Source organism: Blastomonas ursincola (assembly GCF_013607875.1).
Lineage (GTDB): Bacteria > Pseudomonadota > Alphaproteobacteria > Sphingomonadales > Sphingomonadaceae > Blastomonas > Blastomonas ursincola.
The window spans coordinates 193,974-210,370 of record NZ_VDES01000003.1 but is presented as its reverse complement, the minus strand read 5'-3'; the positions used below and the strand labels follow the sequence as shown (position 1 = coordinate 210,370).

Below are 16,397 nucleotides of genomic sequence, written 5' to 3'. Positions count from 1 at the left end.
CGGGCAGCAGACCCGGCGCAGCTGCAAGGATGAGGAGCCTGAACCGATGTACGACCTGATCATTCGCAATGGCACGATCTACGATGGCCTGGGTGGAGCGCCTTTTGTCGGCGATATCGCCATCACCGGCGACACCATCGCGGTGGTGGGCAAGGTCAACGGACCGGGACGCCAAGAAATCGATGCCGAAGGGCTGATCGTCACCCCCGGATTTGTCGATGTCCACACGCATTATGATGGCCAGGCGACCTGGGATGACGTCATGGCGCCATCGTCCTGGCACGGGGTGACCACTGTGGTGATGGGCAATTGCGGCGTCGGTTTCGCGCCCGCCGCGCCCGACAAGCACGAATGGCTGATCGGTCTGATGGAGGGGGTCGAAGACATACCCGGCACCGCACTGGCCGAAGGTATGAGCTGGGACTGGGAGACTTTCCCCGAATATCTCGACTCGCTCGAGCGCCTGCCGCGGACGATCGATATCGGCACGCACGTGCCGCATGGCGCTGTGCGCGCCTATGTGATGGGCGAGCGCGGCGCGGCCAATGAGGAGCCGACCGACGCCGATATCGCTGCGATGTCCAGAATCGTCGAGGATGGCCTGCGCGCAGGCGCGCTCGGCTTTTCCTCGTCGCGCACCGTGCTGCACAAGTCAGTCGATGGCGAGCTGGTTCCGGGCACGACAGCCACCGCGCGCGAGCTCATCGGCATCGGCCGCGCGATGGGCAATGTCGGCTATGGCGTGTTCGAAATGGCGTCCGACCTCGTTCCCGAATGGAAGGAGTTCGACTGGATGACCGCGCTGTCGAAGGAGACCGGGCTGCCCGTGACCTTCGCGATGCTGCAATCGCCGATGAAGCAGATGCACTGGACGGAGCAGATGGCCGCCTGCGAGGAGGCCAACCGCACCGGTGGTCATGTCGTCGCGCAGATCTCGCTGCGCGGCACCGGCGTGGTCATGGCCTGGCGCGGCACCGTGCATCCCTTCGTCCAGCGGCCGAGCTGGCAGGCGATCGCAGGCCTTCCATGGGAAGAGCAGCTGGCGCATCTCAAGGACCCCGCGTTCAAGGCGAAGCTGCTCGCCGAGGACAATCTGCCGCCGCCCTCGATGGATACCGCTGCGCTGTTCATGCTGGTCACCGCCGGATGGGCGCTGCAATTCCCGCTCGTCGACGGCTTCAGCTACGAACCGACCCGCGAGGAGAGCATTGCGCTCGTTGCCGATGCGGCTGGGCGCGATCCGGCGGAATATGCCTATGACGTGCTGATGGAGAACGAAGGCGCCGGGTTCATCTATCTGCCCATCCTCAATTACCAGGACGGGAACCTGGAATTCATCAAGGGGCTGCTCGAGCGCGAGGATACCGTGGTCTCGCTCTCGGATGGCGGCGCGCATTGCGGCACCATCTGCGATGCCGCAGCACCGACGTTCCTGCTCAGCTATTGGGCACGCGACCGCAAGGCGGGCACGATCCCGGTCGAGCTCGCGGTCAAGCGCCAGTGCCACGATACTGCGCGGCTCTATGGCCTCAACGATCGCGGCGTTCTCAAGCCCGGCTATCTGGCCGACCTCAACGTGATCGACTTCAAGCGGCTGCGCCTGTCGCGCCCCTGGCTCGCGTTCGATCTGCCCGCCGGCGGCAAGCGGTTGCTGCAAAAGGCGGATGGCTATGTCGCCACGATCAAGTCTGGCGAGATTACCTTCCGTGACGGCGAAGTGACGGCAGCGCGGCCCGGCACGCTGATCCGCGGCCCGCAAAATGTCGAGCAGCGCGTCGCGGCCGAATGACGCAGGCGCCCTGAATCGGGCCGGGGCTGCGCGTCTCTGAGGCGCTGCCCCCCGGTTGCACACGTACCGTAGAAACCCTGTATTTCACCCTTTGTTAAGCGGCCAGGCGCTGACTCGACAGAGCAAGATGCAGGAAAATTCTATGTCGGTTCAAAGGGATGCGAGCGAATTTCGGAACGGGAGCAGCCCCGTTGGCGAGGCGGAAGGCCAGCGGCTCGACCGTGAACTGGCTATCCTGCAGAGCCGCAGCCTGTTGCAGAGCGGGCAGTTGCAGGAGCTTGCCGATCTCGCCAATTTCCAGCGCGAGGCGCTCGACGCCGCCGCGATCGTCGCCGTCACCGACCGGGCGGGCAGGATCACCTCGGTCAATGCCAAGTTCTGCGAACTGAGCGGCTATTCCGAGGCCGAGCTGATCGGTGCGAACCATCGCATCCTTGCCTCCGGAGCGCATGACCGTGCCTTTTTCCAGAACCTTTACCGCACCATCTCGCGCGGCAATGTCTGGCATGACGTGATCTGCAACCGCGCCAAGTGCGGGCGGCTCTACTGGGTCGATACCACCATCGTCCCGCATCGCGACCGGTCGGGCTATACCGCGATCCGCTTCGACGTCACGCCCCAGAAAGAGGCAGAGCAGAGGCTCTGGCGGCTGGCCAATATCGATCCGCTGACCCGGCTGGCCAACCGCCGCCGCTTCCTCGAACTCATGGTCACGGCGACATGCAAGGGTACGCCGTTCGCCACCGCGATCCTGGATATCGATCATTTCAAGGACATCAACGACAGCGCCGGGCACCATGCCGGTGACCAGCTGCTGATCGCGGTTGGTCAGGCGCTGCGAGCAGAACTGGGCGAATGCGATGCCATCGGGCGGCTTGGCGGCGACGAATTCGCGGTCATCCTGCACGATGAGGATGGCACGCACCTCCAGCAACGGCTCGACGGCATTCTCGCCGCGCTGCGGCGCAAGCCGGTCGCAGAGATGGACGACTGCACCATCCATGCCAGCATCGGCGCTGCGCTGTTCCCGCGCGACGGGAAGGACGCTGCAAGCCTGCTGAAGAGCGCCGACCTTGCGCTCTATGCGGCCAAGCAATCGGGACGCGGTTGCGCGCGCCGCTTCAAGCCATCCTATCGCGAGGCGGCCGACCAGCGCGCTGGCCTGCGCACTGCGATCACGCATGCCATGGAACGCAACGAGCTGTTCATCCTCTATCAGCCGATCGTCAACCTCGTCGGCGGTCAGCCAATGGCGTTCGAGGCGCTGCTGCGCTGGCGACGCGCCGATGGCAGCATTCAGACGCCCGCCACCTTCGGAGAGGTTTTCGAAGACGAGCAGATCGCTGCGGAGATCGGCAATTTCGTGCTCACCGAGGTGCTCGGTCAGATCGATCGCTGGAAGGCGGAGGGCGTTCCATTCCAGTGGATCGCGATCAACGCGACGCTTGGCGATTTTCGCGCGCGCGCCTTTGTCGACAGGATCGCCGATGCGGTCGAAAGCGGCCGGATCAGCGGCGAGCAGCTGTGCATCGAGATTACCGAAGGCATGCTGCTCGATCGCGGCGCCAGGGCGGTGCGCGAGGCGGTCGACCGGCTCAATGCGCTGGGGGTCGAGATTGCCTTTGATGATTTCGGCACCGGGTTCGCCTCGCTCACCCATTTGCGCCAGCTTCCGATCAACCATGTCAAGATCGACCGCAGCTTCATCGAAGCGATCTGCGTCGAAGGCAAGGACCGCGTGATCGTGGAAAGCGTCATCGATCTGGCGCACCGGCTGGGGCTGAAAGTGGTCGCGGAAGGGGTCGAGCAGGCTGCGCAGGCCCGGCTGCTCAGACGGCTCGAATGCGACTGCATCCAGGGCTTTCTGATCGCCCCGGCGCTGACCGAGGCGCTGGCGACCGATTTTGTCCGGCGCGATATCGCCTGCTGATTTGCCGGTGGCGGAGGCGGCTCAGGCTTCCGGATGCGTGCGGAGGATCGCGCCGCGCGGCTCCAGCCCGGCCTCCATCGCGATCTGCACCGCTTCGGCCAGGCTGCGTACGCCCAGCTTGCTCATCAGCTGCGCGCGATACGCCTCCACCGTGCGCGGTGACAGGCTGAGCCGATAAGCAATGATCTTGTTGGCCAGTCCCAGCACCATCCCGCACAACACATCGCGCTCGCGATCGGAAAGGCGCCCGATCAGCTCCTCGGCCTGGCGGCGGCGGCTGTCCTGCTGGACCTCCTGCAACTGACGGTTGACCGCGCTGCCGATGGACCGGACGAGATCGTCGACATGGAAAGGCTTTTCGAGAAAGTCTATTGCCCCGGCGTGGATCGCACGCACCGCCGTGGAGACCGATCCGGCCCCGGTCAGCATGACGATCTTGTGCGGACTGCCGCGATCGACCAGAGCCTGCTGCACGTCCATGCCACCCAGGCCCGGCATGTTGAGGTCGAGCACCACGCAGCCCGGTGTCAGCTCGGCCTGCTGCGCAACAAAACCATCACCACTGTCGAAAGCCTGGACGACGAACCCCCGCAATTCCAGTGCTTCGCTCAGTTCTGCGCGCACCTCGGCATCGTCATCGACGATGTAAACGTGGCGTGCTTCGCGCATGTCCATCGTTCAACCTCCTTCGGCCAAGGGAAAGCGCAGGGTCAGCGTGGCCCCCGGCGCTTGCGCATTATCGGCAATTGCGATCGATCCGCCAACCTCGTCCATGATCTGCCGACAGACGAACAATCCCAATCCCGTTCCCTTGCCTTCGGGCTTGGTGGTGCAGAACGCATTGAAGGCATTGCTGCGGATGCTCGGATCAAGCCCGGCACCGTTGTCCTGCACGTTGAGCACGATGGTCTGGTCAAGTTGCTCCACCTGCACCCTTACCGCGCCCATGATCGACGAATCCTCCTCATTCTCGCGCCGCGTGTCGATCGAGTCTGCAGCGTTCTGCAGGGCGTTGACGATAATCTGCTCGATCCCGATCCGCGGCAGCGACATCACGGGAAGCGCATCCGGAATCACGATCTGCAGGTCGATATCGCGCTCGGTCATCACCGGTCGCATGAACCGAACGGCATTCCGGACCGCCTGGCAGATATCCATGTCGACCCGCTCGTCCCGCTCGGTTCTGGCATAGGACGAGGTGCGCTGGATGATGGCGTTGGCCCGTTCGACCTGCTCGACGATCCGCCCAAGCTTGGCCGCCATGCGTTCAGGATCCATCTGCCCGCTGTGCATCAGCAACTGGGCGTTTTCCGCCGCCAGCGAGATGGTGAACAGCGGCTGGCGCAGTTCATGGCTCAGCGCTGAGGCCATGCCGCCCAATTCCATCAGGCGTGCGCTGTGCCGCATCTGCGTCTGAAAAGCCTTGGCGGTGCGCAAGCGGATGAGGCAGCCGTAACGCCAGCTGTCGCTCTCCTGATCGTAATCGCGCGCGATCAGCAGATACCATTGATCATCCTGGTCGCGCCCGCGGCGGAACTCCACCATGATCTCGCTCTGCCCCGCGAGCGACTGGAAATGCGCACTATCGCCGGAGTGCACCGCCAGGCTTGCGCCGCGCCGTCCCGACGTGGGATCGATCTTCGCATAACGCAGTTCGCCGCGCTGGGCGTCGAACCGGATATCGCTGAGTAGCCTGAGATCGATCGCCGATCTGAGCTCTTCGACTGTCCGCATCAGGTGCACGCGCTGACGTTCGAACGCCACGAACTCGTTATTGGCAGCGATGAACGCGCCAACCAACCGATCGGCTTCGCGGAACGGCGCGGTTGGGCGCGTGGTAACGTAGCCTCGGCCAAAGCCCAGCAGCGCCTGGCTGAGCACGCGCGAGGAGCGACGCACCGACGCGCCGAACATCATCAGCCCGATCTGGGCAAGGCCCAGATACGCCATGAGCGGCGCGATGCCGTGCAAGACACTGCGATACAGATCGATGACATGCCCATGCGGCGAAACGAGCACAATCTTGCCTGCGCCAAGCGGGACCGCATAGCACATGTCGAGCCAATAGCGCAGCGACTGACGCCCGGTGCCATCGCCGCGGCCATCATCGAATACATGGCATCCGAGGCTCGGGCCAGCCTGCCCCATCGCACTCGACGCAACCTTCATGAAGGGCATGGGTGTATCGACGCCGTGCATGTTCAACCAATAGGTCCTGCCGGATTGCAACGCGTTGCGATCGGGCAAGGCGTGGACCGCGGAAACGACATCCTCGTGATGCAGTTCCAGTCGCTCATTCACATGATTTAGTTCGCCCAGCAGAAACAGCATCGCTGCGCCGGCCACCGCTATCGAAACGAGCGCCTCGATCGACTGCTGAAGACCCAGTTTGCGGACCCGCCGAACACGGCCACGGGTCGTATCGACCAGCACCGCGAGCAGAACCAGGTCAGCGCAGGCCGCGAGCAGCGTCTCGCACAGGATTCGGCGCACCGCGATATCGAGCACGATCTCGGGGGCCAGCGGCTCGGGCAGGTTTAGCCAGATCAGGCTGGCGGTCGCCCCAACCAGGAGCTGATAGAAAAACGTGACCGTCGAAAGACTGCGGTCCTCGCCGGAAAAACGGTCTATCGCCAGGATATGCCCGATGGCCAGCAGCACCGCCATCGGATGCCCCCACCACCATAGCGAAGGCAGCATGGTGGCGACTGCCGTGACCAGGCCTGCCCTCAATCCAAACCAGCGATAGGCGAGCAGGTAGAAAAGCGGGCCGAAATAGAATTCGAACCCCGGCGCGGCGATCAGTCTGATCGCCGAAAGACCAGTAGCGGCGGCAAGCGCCAGCAGCGCCATCGGCCACAGATAGGGCAGCACAACACGAAAGCCCTGGGGATAGTTGACGCTCAGCATCGCACTGCCTCCGCTGCATCGGCAACGATCCGGCGCAGGGTCTTTGCATCGATCGGCTTGTGCAGAAGGCCTGTGGTGATTGATGCGATATCGCGCTGCGCCGCCGCCGTCAGATCGACATGCGCGGTCATCAGATAGCAACGGCCGGCCGCAGGGGCAGCGGCCAGATCGCCCAGCGCCCTGAGCACGTCGAGCCCGCTTTCGGCGCGCAGCTTGTAGTCGCACAGCACCAGATCGAACGGCTGCAGCTTCCAGGCATGCATCGCCTGTGTGCCGTCGGGCACGCCGATGGCCATCGCCCCGAGCGCCCTGAGCAGCTCGACCAGTTCGCCCCGCAAGGCGTCATCGTCTTCGACGATAAGGATATTCGGCGTGTGCACGCTGTTTACCCTTACCAAAGATGGTTGACCAAAGGTTAATCGAGCGCCTGTTCCAGGCGTTCGCGCAGCTGTTCCAGCGGGGTATGGGCGATTGCCGACTGCGGATCCTCGGCACGCAGCACGGCCGCGAGCGCAAGCTGTTGCTGGCCGATCATGTCGAGCGCCTGCAGGCTGTTCATGTGTGCGGCGACCAGCGTAGGGTCGCTGCACAGCAACGCGCCCAGTCGTTCGATCTCTTGCCGGGCGCAATCGAGCTCGTCCGCGATCTGCAACCGCAGCTTGTGCGAGAGTGCCGCCCTGCTCATGCTGCAGCCCTAGTCGTCAGGCCCTGGTGCACCAGGTGAGCCCAGCAGCGGCGAGCCCCGGCTCGCTTGTGATTGGGCGTGATCATCGTCCAGCCATCCCTCTCGATCCAGCCTCAGGCAGCCTCCAGAACTGCGGCCATATCGGCCCCCGCGCCCATATATCCGAGCTTCAGGATCATGGCCATGCGGTCTTCCACGCTCGCGAGCCCCTCCAGCATGTTTTCGGTATCCGGCCCGCCCATGTTCGGCGGCGGCTGGATCGCCGAATCGTCGACCGTCACGATATCGTTGACGCTCCCGACAATGAGCCCCGTCATCTGTCCTGCAATCTCGACGACAATGATCACGTTACGCTCGTTGGGCTCGACCCTGCCCCAGCCGAGCCGTTCGGACAGGTCGATCACCGGAAGGACCAACCCGCGCAGGTTCACCACGCCGCGGACGAACGGTGGGGCATTGGGGATCGGTGTGGTCGGCGTCCAGGCGCGGATTTCGCGAACAGCCATGATGTCGACGGCGAGCATCTTGGCATCGATCTCGAACGTGATGAGCTGAATCTGCATCGGTTTTCTGCCTCAATGGATCACACGGCGGATGGCCGAGTTGAGCTTTTCCGGATCGAACGGCTTGGCGATCCACCCCGTGGCTCCTGCTGCCCGCGCCCGCGCCTTGCTGGCGGGCGCGCTTTCGGTGGTGAGGACCAGGATGGGGAGATCGCGCATGGTCTCGCGGCTTCTGAGCCGCTCGATCAGCGCCAGGCCATCGAGCCGGGGCATGGTGATATCGGTAATGACCAACTGCGGCTGATGGGTCTCCAGCCATTCGAGCGCAGCGAGCCCGTCCTCGGCTTCCACGACCTTGTGGCCCGCTCCGGTCAGCGCCTCGCGCAACACCATCCTCAGGCTCGGGCTGTCATCCACGGTGAGTATCGCCTTGGTCATCCTACCCCCTCCCCCATCAGAACAGTTCGACATCGCCGGTGGTAACCGGCACCCGCGCCACGGGCGCCTGCGGGACATCGCCCTGTACCGACCGGCAGCGCACCCGGCCGGTTGCAGGCTGCAGATCGAGCCGCCGAGCCCGCACCCCGCCGGTGTCCGAGCGCACCAGCTCGATGCCATCCGCCCGCAGAAATTCCTCGGCAAAGCGGGTGTTCTCGGTGCCTATCGCGCGCATCCCGCTGTGCATATTGGCACCCCCATAAAGGTGCGCGCGCATGGTCGCCCTGACAGCCCCGAGCTTGATCATCTCGTTGACCAGCAGTTCCATCGCATACAGGCCATAACGCCGTGCATCGTCGCCCAGGCCTGATCGTGAGCTCGGCGGCGAGGCGAGCAGGAAATGGTTCATGCCGCCGATCCTGGCCACCGGATCGTGCAGGCAGCAGGCGATGCAGCTCCCGAGCACGGTGGTCAGCACCACATCGGGGTCGCGCGACACTTCGAACTCGCCCTGGAGCACATTGCGGCGGATCGTCATCGGGGCATTCCCAGCCGTCTTCAGCATTGGCATAGCTCCAATATCCTCTCCGCAATCCTGTCCAACGGCAGGATCTGTTCGGCCGCTCCGCATTCGGCTGCAACCTTGGGCATCCCGAAGATCAGCGCGCTGGACTCGTCCTGAGCGATTGTGCGCATGCCGAGGTTACGAAGTTTTAAAAGCCCCTGCGCGCCATCATCGCCCATCCCCGTCAGCACGACCGCGACCACCTGGCCTGCAGGCCGGTGGGTCAACGATTCGAACATGCAATCCGCCGAGGGTCGATGCCCGTTGACCGGGGGCGCATCGAGCAGTCGGCAGCGCAACGGAGAGGCGTGCTCCACGACGAGATGCTGCGCACCGCCCGGTGCAATGCAGACCATGCCCTGCCTGATCGGCATGCCGTCCTGCGCCTCGACGACGTGCGGCAGGCTGTGCCGGTCCAGCCGATCGGCGAACAGAGGGGTTATGCCGCAGGGCATGTGCTGGACGATCAGTGTCGGGGGACAATCGGCGGGGAAGCCTGTCACGATCCGCTGGATCGCCTCCACCCCGCCGGTGGAGGCTGCGATGGCGACCATGGCACCGTTCCAGCGAAAGCCTGTCTCGGGCACGCCGCTTTCAAGGCTCCGCGATCTGCAAGGGCTAGTGCCGATAGCGCTATCGGCACATCGACCGGGCGCCGTTGGCGACATGGGATGACGCATGGTGCATCTGCCCCTGCCATCGGCCCCTTAGAATTCCGACCAATCCTCGGAGGGATCGGTGGTGATGGCCATGGCAAGATTGCCCTGCGTCATTGTCCGAGCAGCGGGTCTGGCGGGACGGCGCGATATGGCATGCCGGGGCATTTCACGCACCGTCGATCCCCGCGCGACGGGGCCGCCCTCCAGCGAGAAGCGCGAGACAAGCCCCGTCAACTGATCGGCCTCAGTCGCCAGGCTGCGCGCAGCGGCGGTCGATTCCTCGACCATCGCGGCATTCTGCTGCGTCATCTTGTCCATCTCGCTGACCGCAGTGTTCACCTGTTGCAGACTGTTCGACTGTGCGGCGGCGAGCTCGGAAATGTTCGCGGCGAGGCTAGCAATCTCGGCCACCTTGCCGACGATGCTGTCGAGCGCCTCGCCCGACTGACCGACCAGTTCCACCCCGCGATTGACCTGTCGCGAGCTCTCGCTGATCAGTTCCTTGATATGCTTGGCGGCATCGGCCGAGCGCTGCGCCAGCGCGCGCACCTCGTTGGCGACGACCGCAAAGCCCTTGCCCGCATCACCGGCTCGCGCCGCTTCCACCCCGGCGTTCAGCGCCAGCAGGTTGGTCTGGAAGGCAATGCCGTCGATCACGTTGATGATCTTGGCGATTTCCTGCGCGGACCGCTCGATATCGTCCATGGCCGCGACCGCTTCCTTGACGACCGCACCGCCGCGCGTCGCGTCCGAATGCGCTTCGGCCACCGAGCGGTTGACATGCGCTGCGCCATCGGCGGTTTCGCGCACGCCCCCTGTCAGCTGGTCCATTGCCGCGGCGGTCTGCTCCAGCGAGGCCGCCTGCTGCTCGGTGCGTGAAGACAGGTCGTCCGACGCCTGGCTGATCTCGATCGAGCCGGTGTTGATGCTTTCTGCGGTCTGCGAGACCTGGGTCAGCGTTTCGCTGATCCGGGTGCGCATGAAGTCGAAGTCCTGCTCCACCTTGGCAAAGGCGGGCGGCAGGCCCTCGAGACGGACGGTGAAATCGCCTTTTGCAAGCGATTCCAGCGCCTGGCCGACTTGGGAGATGACGGCCAGGCGCTGGGCTTCCTCCGCACGGAAGTAGCTGGAAAGGGCAATATCCATGTCGAGCAGGGCACATTTGACCAGCGTGCCGATCACCTTGCCCAGATTGTTGCCTGCAAGCCGCGCCAGCGGCGAACTGGCGACAGCCTCATGGATCAGCTGTTCGAGCACCATGGCATAGCCGCCGATATACCAGGTCGGCGCAAGTCCGATCCTGGCGTGCACGCTGCCGATCTGCTCGGCCTTTCCGAAATAATTCTCGCCGATCTGGTTCGAGAAAAGTTGAACCCAATGGTTAAGCTGCTTGTCGCGAGCATGGTCCATGTTCTGCTTCGACTTGAAGAACTTGGCGACCTCGGGCGTTGCGGCGATCTTTTCGTAAAAATCGGCCAGAGCCTCCGGCGCGTGCTTCTGCAGCAGTTTCAGTATGCGTGGAAAGCTCTTATAGTCTTTACTATCGATACCGAAGAAAGAAAGCCTGTCCTGATTTGCCGATGCCGTGTCCATGGCCCAATCCCCATTAAACTATGGGGTCGAATAAGTGCTTGTGTCGTAAACAAAACCCTAAATACGGTATAACTACGGTACGCCCGCAGGGGAGGAATATGGGTTAACGGACAGGATCGCCGGACCGTGCCGCCAGCGCCGTTTCGAGGCGCCCTGGCTGTCGCTCGCGCGAGGTGTCGGCACGGCGAGAGGCGGCGGCGCACGAAGCGTGATCCCGCCGGGCGGTTGCCGGTCTGCGAAAAAGGCTGGCCTCCGGGCTGAACCCGGCTCGCGCGCCCAGGTTGACACGCGATCGGCGCTGCGGCGATACAAAACCGCTATCCGGATGATGGACGACGATGCTCACCCCACCCCCTCTTCTCCACCGCCGCCTGCATCCTTTCCTGGCCCGCCTGTCGCTCCTCCTGGGGTTGATGGCGCTTGCTGGCGGCCCGCTCGAGGCCGCGACACCTTCGGCCAATCTCGCCGATTTCGACTGGATGACCGCAGCGATCGAGCGCAACTATTCAGGCTGGCCCACCAAGACCGGGGGCGAACGCAAGGCCGAACTCGATGCATTGACGGCTCGTCTCCGGGCGCAGGTCGCATCAGGCGATGAGGCCGTCTTTCGACAGAGCCTGAAACATTGGCTCGCCTGGTTCGATGATGGTCATCTTCAGTTGCAATGGGCCGCAGCGCCGGAGTCGTCGCCATGGAAAACCCGGCGGCGCGCGCTCGACGAGCAGAGCGCGCTGGCCAGGCTGAACGCCTTGGGCCCAGCGGCCGATCCGGTCGAGGGGCTGTGGTTGATCGACGATCGCTATCGTCTGGCCGTGCTGCGGCGCGACCGATCGGCAAAGGTGTTCGATGCCGTCATCCTGTCCACTGCGGCCGAGACCTGGACCCCCGGCGAGGTCAAGGCGGTGCTGACGCGCGCTGCCGATGGCAGCTATGCCCTGCTCTATGGTGCCGGCGACCGAACCGAGGTTGCGCTGCAGGCGCGCCTTCGCAGCAACGGCGATGTGCTGGACGTCGACGAGCTAGGCCAGTGGCGGCGCGTGCAGGCGACCCCAGAAGCGCAGAAGGCGGCAGAACGCCGATGGCCCGGCGACGCATTTCTGCTCGAGCGGATAGACGACGCCACCCTGTATCTGCGCCTCCCCTCATTTCATGCCAGCCATCTCGATGCGATCCGCAAGCTGATCGCAGACAATGCCGCCGAACTGGAGCGGACACCGCAGCTGATCATAGACATTCGCGGCAATGGCGGCGGATCTGACTTCACCTATGATCCGGTGCTGCCCTATCTCTACACCCGCCCGATCTGGCGGATCGGGGTCGAACTGCGCGTCAGCGCCGACAATGCCCGGCTGCGCGGCGAAACGGCGCGGACGCTGGAAAGCGCCTCGCCCGAGGCAGCGCGGCTGCTGGCGAGCGAGAGCCAGCGGATGCAATCGGCCAGCCAGGCGTTCCTGCCGCGCGAACCGGCGGTGGAGATCCTCCGGTTGGACCGGGTGCTGCCCAATCCGGCACGCATCGCGGTGCTCATCGACCGCGCCGGAAGCTCGGCCGAGAATTTCATCATGGACGCGCGGCAGAGCCGCAAGGTCGTGCTGATGGGGCAGGAGAATTCCGCCGGCGTGATCGATTATGGCGAGATGATGGGCATGCCCGCCCCCTCGGGCCGGTTCGAGCTCCACTGGGCCACCACGCGCTCGCTGCGGCTGCCGGGCGATCCGGTCGACCCGCACGGCATCGCGCCCGATGTCCTGATACCGGCGGATGTCGAAGACCCGGTCGCCCATGCCGCCAAGGAGCTGGCGCGGCGGGTGGACTGATGCGGCACATGAGAGGATGGTGCGCCCGACAGGATTCGAACCTGTGGCCCCCAGATTAGGAATCTGATGCTCTATCCTGCTGAGCTACGGGCGCACTGCGGTGCGGTTTAGCCAAGCGGGGGCGGCAAGGCAATCGTTTCGGCAGCGCCGGTTTCGAACGATATTCGCGTCAGTTCTTGGCGTCGGGCGGGATGACCGGGAACGGCAGCGGCGCGACGGCGACGCCCTCCTCGACCAGCGCAGCGGCCTCGTCAGGATCGGCCTGGCCGTGGATCGGCGCATGGTCTTCCTCGCCATAATGCATCGCGCGCGCGCGGTCGGCAAAATCCCGGCCCACCCAGGTCGATTGTTCGAGCGCCTTCGCCTGCGCCTGGGCCAGCGCGTGCAGCACCGCCTGCAGCTTGGCGACCTCAGCGGGGGCTGGCGCGGAAGCGGGCGCATTGCTGATGCTGACGGGCGATGGCGTGCTTGGAGCATCGATCACCGCAGGCAGGCTGACATCGCGCTGATTGCCCTTGGCATTCAGCCGTGGTGCCATCACCGCCTTGCCGACCTCGGTCGATCCGCAAAACGCACAGGCGATCAGGCCGCGCGCGCGCTGGTCCTCATAGGCCTGGCTGGAGGCGAACCAGACCTCGAACACATGGTCGTTCGCGCATTTGAGGTCGTAAACGATCACGGCAACACCGCCTCCGCGACAGGCCTGCGGTTGGCGATGACGGGGACGCGCGAACGCACATCGGCGATGCGTGCCAGGTCGAGCTCGGCAAAGGCCAAGCCGGGTGCCTCGCCCATGTCGAGCAGGATTTCGCCCCAGGGGTCGATCACCAAGCTGTGACCATAGGTGCTGCGGCCGTCCGCATGATCGCCGGTCTGCGCGGCGGCGACGACGAAGCACGCATTCTCGATCGCCCGGGCGCGCAGCAGCACATGCCAGTGCGCCTGTCCGGTGGGCACGGTGAACGCCGCCGGGACCGCGATAATGTCGGCTCCGGCGCGGCTCAGGGCCGAGAACACCGCGGAAAAGCGGATGTCGTAGCAGATCGAAAGGCCCAGCACCGCCTCCGGCAGCCGCACCGCGACTGCCTGCTCGCCGCCTTCATAGACGGCGGATTCGCGCCAGCTTTCGCCCGAGGCGAGGTCAACATCGAACAGGTGGATCTTGTCATAACGCGCGGCGATGCTGCCATCGGGCGCAATCACGAACGCGCGGTTGCGCCATTTTGCGTCGGGCGCATCGCCCCGTACCGCGAGCGAGCCCAGATGCACCCACAGACCATGTTCGGCAGCAGCGGTGCGGACCTCGGCGAGAACAGGATCCTCGCCCTCGCTGCGGATCGTATCGGCTGCGCGCGCACGATTGCGGTCGATCAGGTTCGACATTTCGGGCGTGAACAGCATCTCGGCGCCGCCCGCCTTCGCATCGCGCACCGCCTGCACCAGCGTGCGCGCATTGTCCGCAGGGTCTATCCCTGCTGTCATCTGCAGGACAGCAATCTTCATCGCAATCGGTCCGTGGTCACAGCCCCAGCAGCGGGTCGAGCTTGCCCTCGCGGTCGAGCGCCGCCAGGTCGTCCGATCCACCGATATGCTGCCCGTCGATGAAGATTTGCGGCACGGTGGTGCGCCCACCGGCGCGGCGGATCATCTCGGCCTTGGGCTCGCCGCCCATCGACACTTCGGTCTCGTCGAAGTCCACCCCCTTCTTGCTCAGCAGCGACTTCGCCCTGAAGCAATAGGGACAGGTAAATTTGGTATAGATTTCGACCTTGGCCATGAATGCGTCCTCCGCCCCCGATATTTGGGCGTTTTGCGCGGAAATGCAACAGCCCCGCAACGGACCTGTCACATATCCGCAGCCTCGTCGCCCTCGCGCAGCACCCGCGCCCAGCAGAAGATGGTCACGCTGGCCGCGCCCGCCTGCTTGAGCAACCGCACGCATGCGCGCGAGGTCGCGCCGGTGGTATAGACATCGTCAATGAGCAGCACGTGCCTGCCCCGGATGCGCTCGCGCCTGTCCTTGGGGATATCGAACACCCCGCGCACCGCCAGTCCGCGCTGCTTGCGCGTCATGCCCTTGAGCGGCGGCGTGGCGCGGATGCGGCGCAGCACATCGGTCTCGACCATCAGGCCATGCGGCCTCGCCAGTTCGCGCGCGATCAGGATCGACTGGTTGAACCCCCGCCGCCACAGCCGCCAGCGGTGCAATGGCACCGGGATCAGCACCAGATCGGTCGTGTCTTCGGGGATATGCCGCTGCAGATGCCGCGCGACCAGCCGCGCCAGGCCGATCTTGCCGCCATGCTTGAGCTTGAGCACGATCGAGCGCGACAGGTCGTCATAGAGCACCGCCGCCTTGATGCCATCGTGCAGCGGCGGATCGGCGAGGCATTCGGCGCAAGCGAGGTCGGCATCGCGCCCTTCGGAGAAGGGCTTGCCGCACGATGTGCAACTGGGATCGCTGATGAAGCGCAGGGCATTCCAGCACTCAGGGCAGAATTGCAGGTCGTCCTCGACCAGCACGCCGCAGCCGGGGCAGCGCGGGGGCAGCACCAGATCGACCAGCGGGCGCAGGGCGGTGGCAAGCGACATGCCCCCTTGTCGCGCGGCGCGCGCATCGGCACAAGGCCGCGATGAACCAGGATAGCGCCCCCCGCCAGCTCTTCTCGCCGCAGCGCCGCCGCCTCGCGATGGCGCGCGGCGAACGGCTGGCGCGGCAGACCGGCGCATTCCTTGCTGAGCATATGGCGGACGAGATCGTCGAGCGACTCTCGTGGGTGACGCGCGATTTTGGCGAGGCGCTGGTGCTGGGCATGGCCCCGCCCAGCCTGATGGCAGCCATGGACGCACGGGGCATTCGCGTGACGCGGGCAGGGCCAATCGGGACCAACGTGCAGTGCGACGAGGACCTGCTGCCCTTTGAACCGGCGAGCTTCGATCTGGTGATCGCACTGGGAACGCTCGACAGCGTCAACGATCTTCCCGGCGCGCTCATCCAGATCAACCGCGCGCTGCGCCCCGACGGGCTGATGATGGCGGCGATGATCGGTGCAGGCTCGTTGCCGCGTCTCAAGGCCGCAATGCTGGCGGCGGATGAGGCTGGCGGACGCGGTGTCGCCGCGCGCATCCATCCGCAGATCGACGTGCGTGCGGCGGGCGATCTGCTGCAGCGCGCGCGCTTTGCCATGCCGGTGGCGGACAGCGACACGCTGACCGTGCGCTATTCCTCGCTGCCCGCGCTGATCGCCGATCTTCGTGCGCATGGCTGGACCAACACGCTCGCCATTTCAGGCCCGGCGATCGGAAAACTTGGGTTAGTCGCGGCGATGCAGCGCTTTGCCGAGGATGCCGACAGCGACGGCAAGACGCCCGAGCGGTTCGAGATGCTGTATCTCAGCGGCTGGGCCCCCTCGCCCGATCAGCCCAAACCCGCACGGCGCGGCAGCGCGACCGCCTCGCTCGCGGGGCTACTCGACAAGGCACGCAAAGGTGACGCGGGAGAATAAGA

General features: G+C 64.9%; 17 protein-coding genes and 1 tRNA gene. 4 read left to right on the top strand and 14 right to left on the bottom strand.

Translation table 11 applies throughout. The features are described 5' to 3' along the window. Positions 1–46: 46 nt before the first annotated feature. Positions 47–1,789, top strand: coding sequence for an N-acyl-D-amino-acid deacylase family protein (locus FG486_RS14855; protein ID WP_181268121.1), 1,743 nt, complete (start codon positions 47–49; stop codon positions 1,787–1,789). Between the two features lie 142 nt (positions 1,790–1,931). Next, positions 1,932–3,719, top strand: a complete 1,788-nt coding sequence (locus tag FG486_RS14850) for a putative bifunctional diguanylate cyclase/phosphodiesterase (RefSeq protein ID WP_181268120.1) — start codon at positions 1,932–1,934, stop codon at positions 3,717–3,719. Positions 3,720–3,740: 21 nt separating this feature from the next. On the opposite strand, the gene FG486_RS14845 is transcribed toward FG486_RS14850, so the two are convergent. From FG486_RS14845 to FG486_RS14805, 9 genes are all read right to left on the bottom strand, one after another. Then, entirely contained in the window at positions 3,741–4,394 is a 654-nt protein-coding gene (locus FG486_RS14845; RefSeq protein WP_181268119.1) for a response regulator transcription factor, read from the bottom strand. A gap of 3 nt (positions 4,395–4,397) precedes the next feature. Further along, positions 4,398–6,629 carry a sensor histidine kinase gene (locus tag FG486_RS14840; RefSeq protein WP_181268118.1) on the bottom strand — a complete coding sequence of 744 codons (2,232 nt, stop codon included), beginning with the start codon at positions 6,627–6,629 and terminating at the stop codon, positions 4,398–4,400. Next, positions 6,623–7,009, bottom strand: a complete 387-nt coding sequence (locus FG486_RS14835) for a response regulator (protein WP_181268117.1) — start codon at positions 7,007–7,009, stop codon at positions 6,623–6,625. The genes FG486_RS14840 and FG486_RS14835 overlap by 7 nt, the downstream gene beginning before the upstream one ends. Positions 7,010–7,044: 35 nt before the next feature. Next, complete coding sequence (locus FG486_RS14830) at positions 7,045–7,314, bottom strand: hypothetical protein (RefSeq protein WP_181268116.1); 270 nt, start codon at positions 7,312–7,314, stop codon at positions 7,045–7,047. Positions 7,315–7,427: 113 nt separating this feature from the next. Continuing rightward, the gene (locus FG486_RS14825) at positions 7,428–7,877 is read right to left on the bottom strand and encodes a chemotaxis protein CheW (RefSeq protein ID WP_066278163.1); all 450 of its coding nucleotides are present in this window, start codon (positions 7,875–7,877) and stop codon (positions 7,428–7,430) included. A gap of 12 nt (positions 7,878–7,889) precedes the next feature. Further along, positions 7,890–8,255 (bottom strand): response regulator, encoded by a 366-nt coding sequence (locus FG486_RS14820; RefSeq protein ID WP_181268115.1) that lies wholly within the window; start codon positions 8,253–8,255, stop codon positions 7,890–7,892. A 16-nt stretch (positions 8,256–8,271) separates the two neighbouring features. Beyond that, entirely contained in the window at positions 8,272–8,820 is a 549-nt protein-coding gene (locus FG486_RS14815) for a chemotaxis protein CheD (protein WP_137775355.1), read from the bottom strand. After that, positions 8,814–9,374 carry a CheB methylesterase domain-containing protein gene (locus tag FG486_RS14810; protein ID WP_181268114.1) on the bottom strand — a complete coding sequence of 187 codons (561 nt, stop codon included), beginning with the start codon at positions 9,372–9,374 and terminating at the stop codon, positions 8,814–8,816. Before FG486_RS14810 ends, FG486_RS14815 begins: the two co-directional genes overlap by 7 nt. Before the next feature lie 153 nt (positions 9,375–9,527). Then, positions 9,528–11,072, bottom strand: coding sequence for a globin-coupled sensor protein (locus FG486_RS14805; RefSeq protein ID WP_181268113.1), 1,545 nt, complete (start codon positions 11,070–11,072; stop codon positions 9,528–9,530). A 413-nt stretch (positions 11,073–11,485) separates the two neighbouring features. Between FG486_RS14805 and FG486_RS14800 the strand changes: the two genes are divergently transcribed. Continuing rightward, the gene (locus tag FG486_RS14800) at positions 11,486–12,889 is read left to right on the top strand and encodes a S41 family peptidase (protein WP_181268112.1); all 1,404 of its coding nucleotides are present in this window, start codon (positions 11,486–11,488) and stop codon (positions 12,887–12,889) included. A gap of 17 nt (positions 12,890–12,906) precedes the next feature. Here FG486_RS14800 and FG486_RS14795 read toward each other — a convergent pair. From FG486_RS14795 to FG486_RS14775, 5 genes are all read right to left on the bottom strand, one after another. Next, positions 12,907–12,983, bottom strand: a tRNA-Arg gene (locus tag FG486_RS14795). 75 nt (positions 12,984–13,058) lie between these two features. Continuing rightward, a complete protein-coding gene (locus FG486_RS14790) occupies positions 13,059–13,568 on the bottom strand; it encodes a DUF1178 family protein (protein ID WP_181268111.1) in 510 nt (169 codons plus the stop codon). Continuing rightward, complete coding sequence (locus tag FG486_RS14785; protein ID WP_181268110.1) at positions 13,565–14,392, bottom strand: carbon-nitrogen hydrolase family protein; 828 nt, start codon at positions 14,390–14,392, stop codon at positions 13,565–13,567. The genes FG486_RS14790 and FG486_RS14785 overlap by 4 nt, the downstream gene beginning before the upstream one ends. A gap of 16 nt (positions 14,393–14,408) precedes the next feature. Then, positions 14,409–14,666: a glutaredoxin 3 gene (gene grxC / locus FG486_RS14780; protein WP_066274251.1), complete on the bottom strand. Its 258-nt coding sequence runs from the start codon at positions 14,664–14,666 to the stop codon at positions 14,409–14,411. A gap of 68 nt (positions 14,667–14,734) precedes the next feature. Then, positions 14,735–15,481 carry a ComF family protein gene (locus FG486_RS14775; RefSeq protein WP_181268109.1) on the bottom strand — a complete coding sequence of 249 codons (747 nt, stop codon included), beginning with the start codon at positions 15,479–15,481 and terminating at the stop codon, positions 14,735–14,737. A gap of 41 nt (positions 15,482–15,522) precedes the next feature. Between FG486_RS14775 and FG486_RS14770 the strand changes: the two genes are divergently transcribed. After that, positions 15,523–16,395 (top strand): class I SAM-dependent methyltransferase, encoded by an 873-nt coding sequence (locus FG486_RS14770; protein ID WP_181268108.1) that lies wholly within the window; start codon positions 15,523–15,525, stop codon positions 16,393–16,395. Positions 16,396–16,397: the final 2 nt, after the last annotated feature.

Bases quoted from the DNA above. Each gene is read 5' to 3' on its own strand.
- FG486_RS14805 (WP_181268113.1), bottom strand. From the start codon at position 11,072: ATGGACACGGCATCGGCAAATCAGGACAGGCTTTCTTTCTTCGGTATC.
- FG486_RS14770 (WP_181268108.1), top strand. From the start codon at position 15,523: ATGAACCAGGATAGCGCCCCCCGCCAGCTCTTCTCGCCGCAGCGCCGC.
- FG486_RS14845 (WP_181268119.1), bottom strand. From the start codon at position 4,394: ATGGACATGCGCGAAGCACGCCACGTTTACATCGTCGATGACGATGCC.
- FG486_RS14825 (WP_066278163.1), bottom strand. From the start codon at position 7,877: ATGCAGATTCAGCTCATCACGTTCGAGATCGATGCCAAGATGCTCGCC.
- FG486_RS14850 (WP_181268120.1), top strand. From the start codon at position 1,932: ATGTCGGTTCAAAGGGATGCGAGCGAATTTCGGAACGGGAGCAGCCCC.
- FG486_RS14785 (WP_181268110.1), bottom strand. From the start codon at position 14,392: ATGAAGATTGCTGTCCTGCAGATGACAGCAGGGATAGACCCTGCGGAC.
- FG486_RS14810 (WP_181268114.1), bottom strand. From the start codon at position 9,374: ATGGTCGCCATCGCAGCCTCCACCGGCGGGGTGGAGGCGATCCAGCGG.
- FG486_RS14820 (WP_181268115.1), bottom strand. From the start codon at position 8,255: ATGACCAAGGCGATACTCACCGTGGATGACAGCCCGAGCCTGAGGATG.
- FG486_RS14830 (WP_181268116.1), bottom strand. From the start codon at position 7,314: ATGAGCAGGGCGGCACTCTCGCACAAGCTGCGGTTGCAGATCGCGGAC.
- grxC (WP_066274251.1), bottom strand. From the start codon at position 14,666: ATGGCCAAGGTCGAAATCTATACCAAATTTACCTGTCCCTATTGCTTC.
- FG486_RS14840 (WP_181268118.1), bottom strand. From the start codon at position 6,629: ATGCTGAGCGTCAACTATCCCCAGGGCTTTCGTGTTGTGCTGCCCTAT.
- FG486_RS14775 (WP_181268109.1), bottom strand. From the start codon at position 15,481: ATGTCGCTTGCCACCGCCCTGCGCCCGCTGGTCGATCTGGTGCTGCCC.
- FG486_RS14855 (WP_181268121.1), top strand. From the start codon at position 47: ATGTACGACCTGATCATTCGCAATGGCACGATCTACGATGGCCTGGGT.
- FG486_RS14800 (WP_181268112.1), top strand. From the start codon at position 11,486: ATGGCGCTTGCTGGCGGCCCGCTCGAGGCCGCGACACCTTCGGCCAAT.
- FG486_RS14815 (WP_137775355.1), bottom strand. From the start codon at position 8,820: ATGCTGAAGACGGCTGGGAATGCCCCGATGACGATCCGCCGCAATGTG.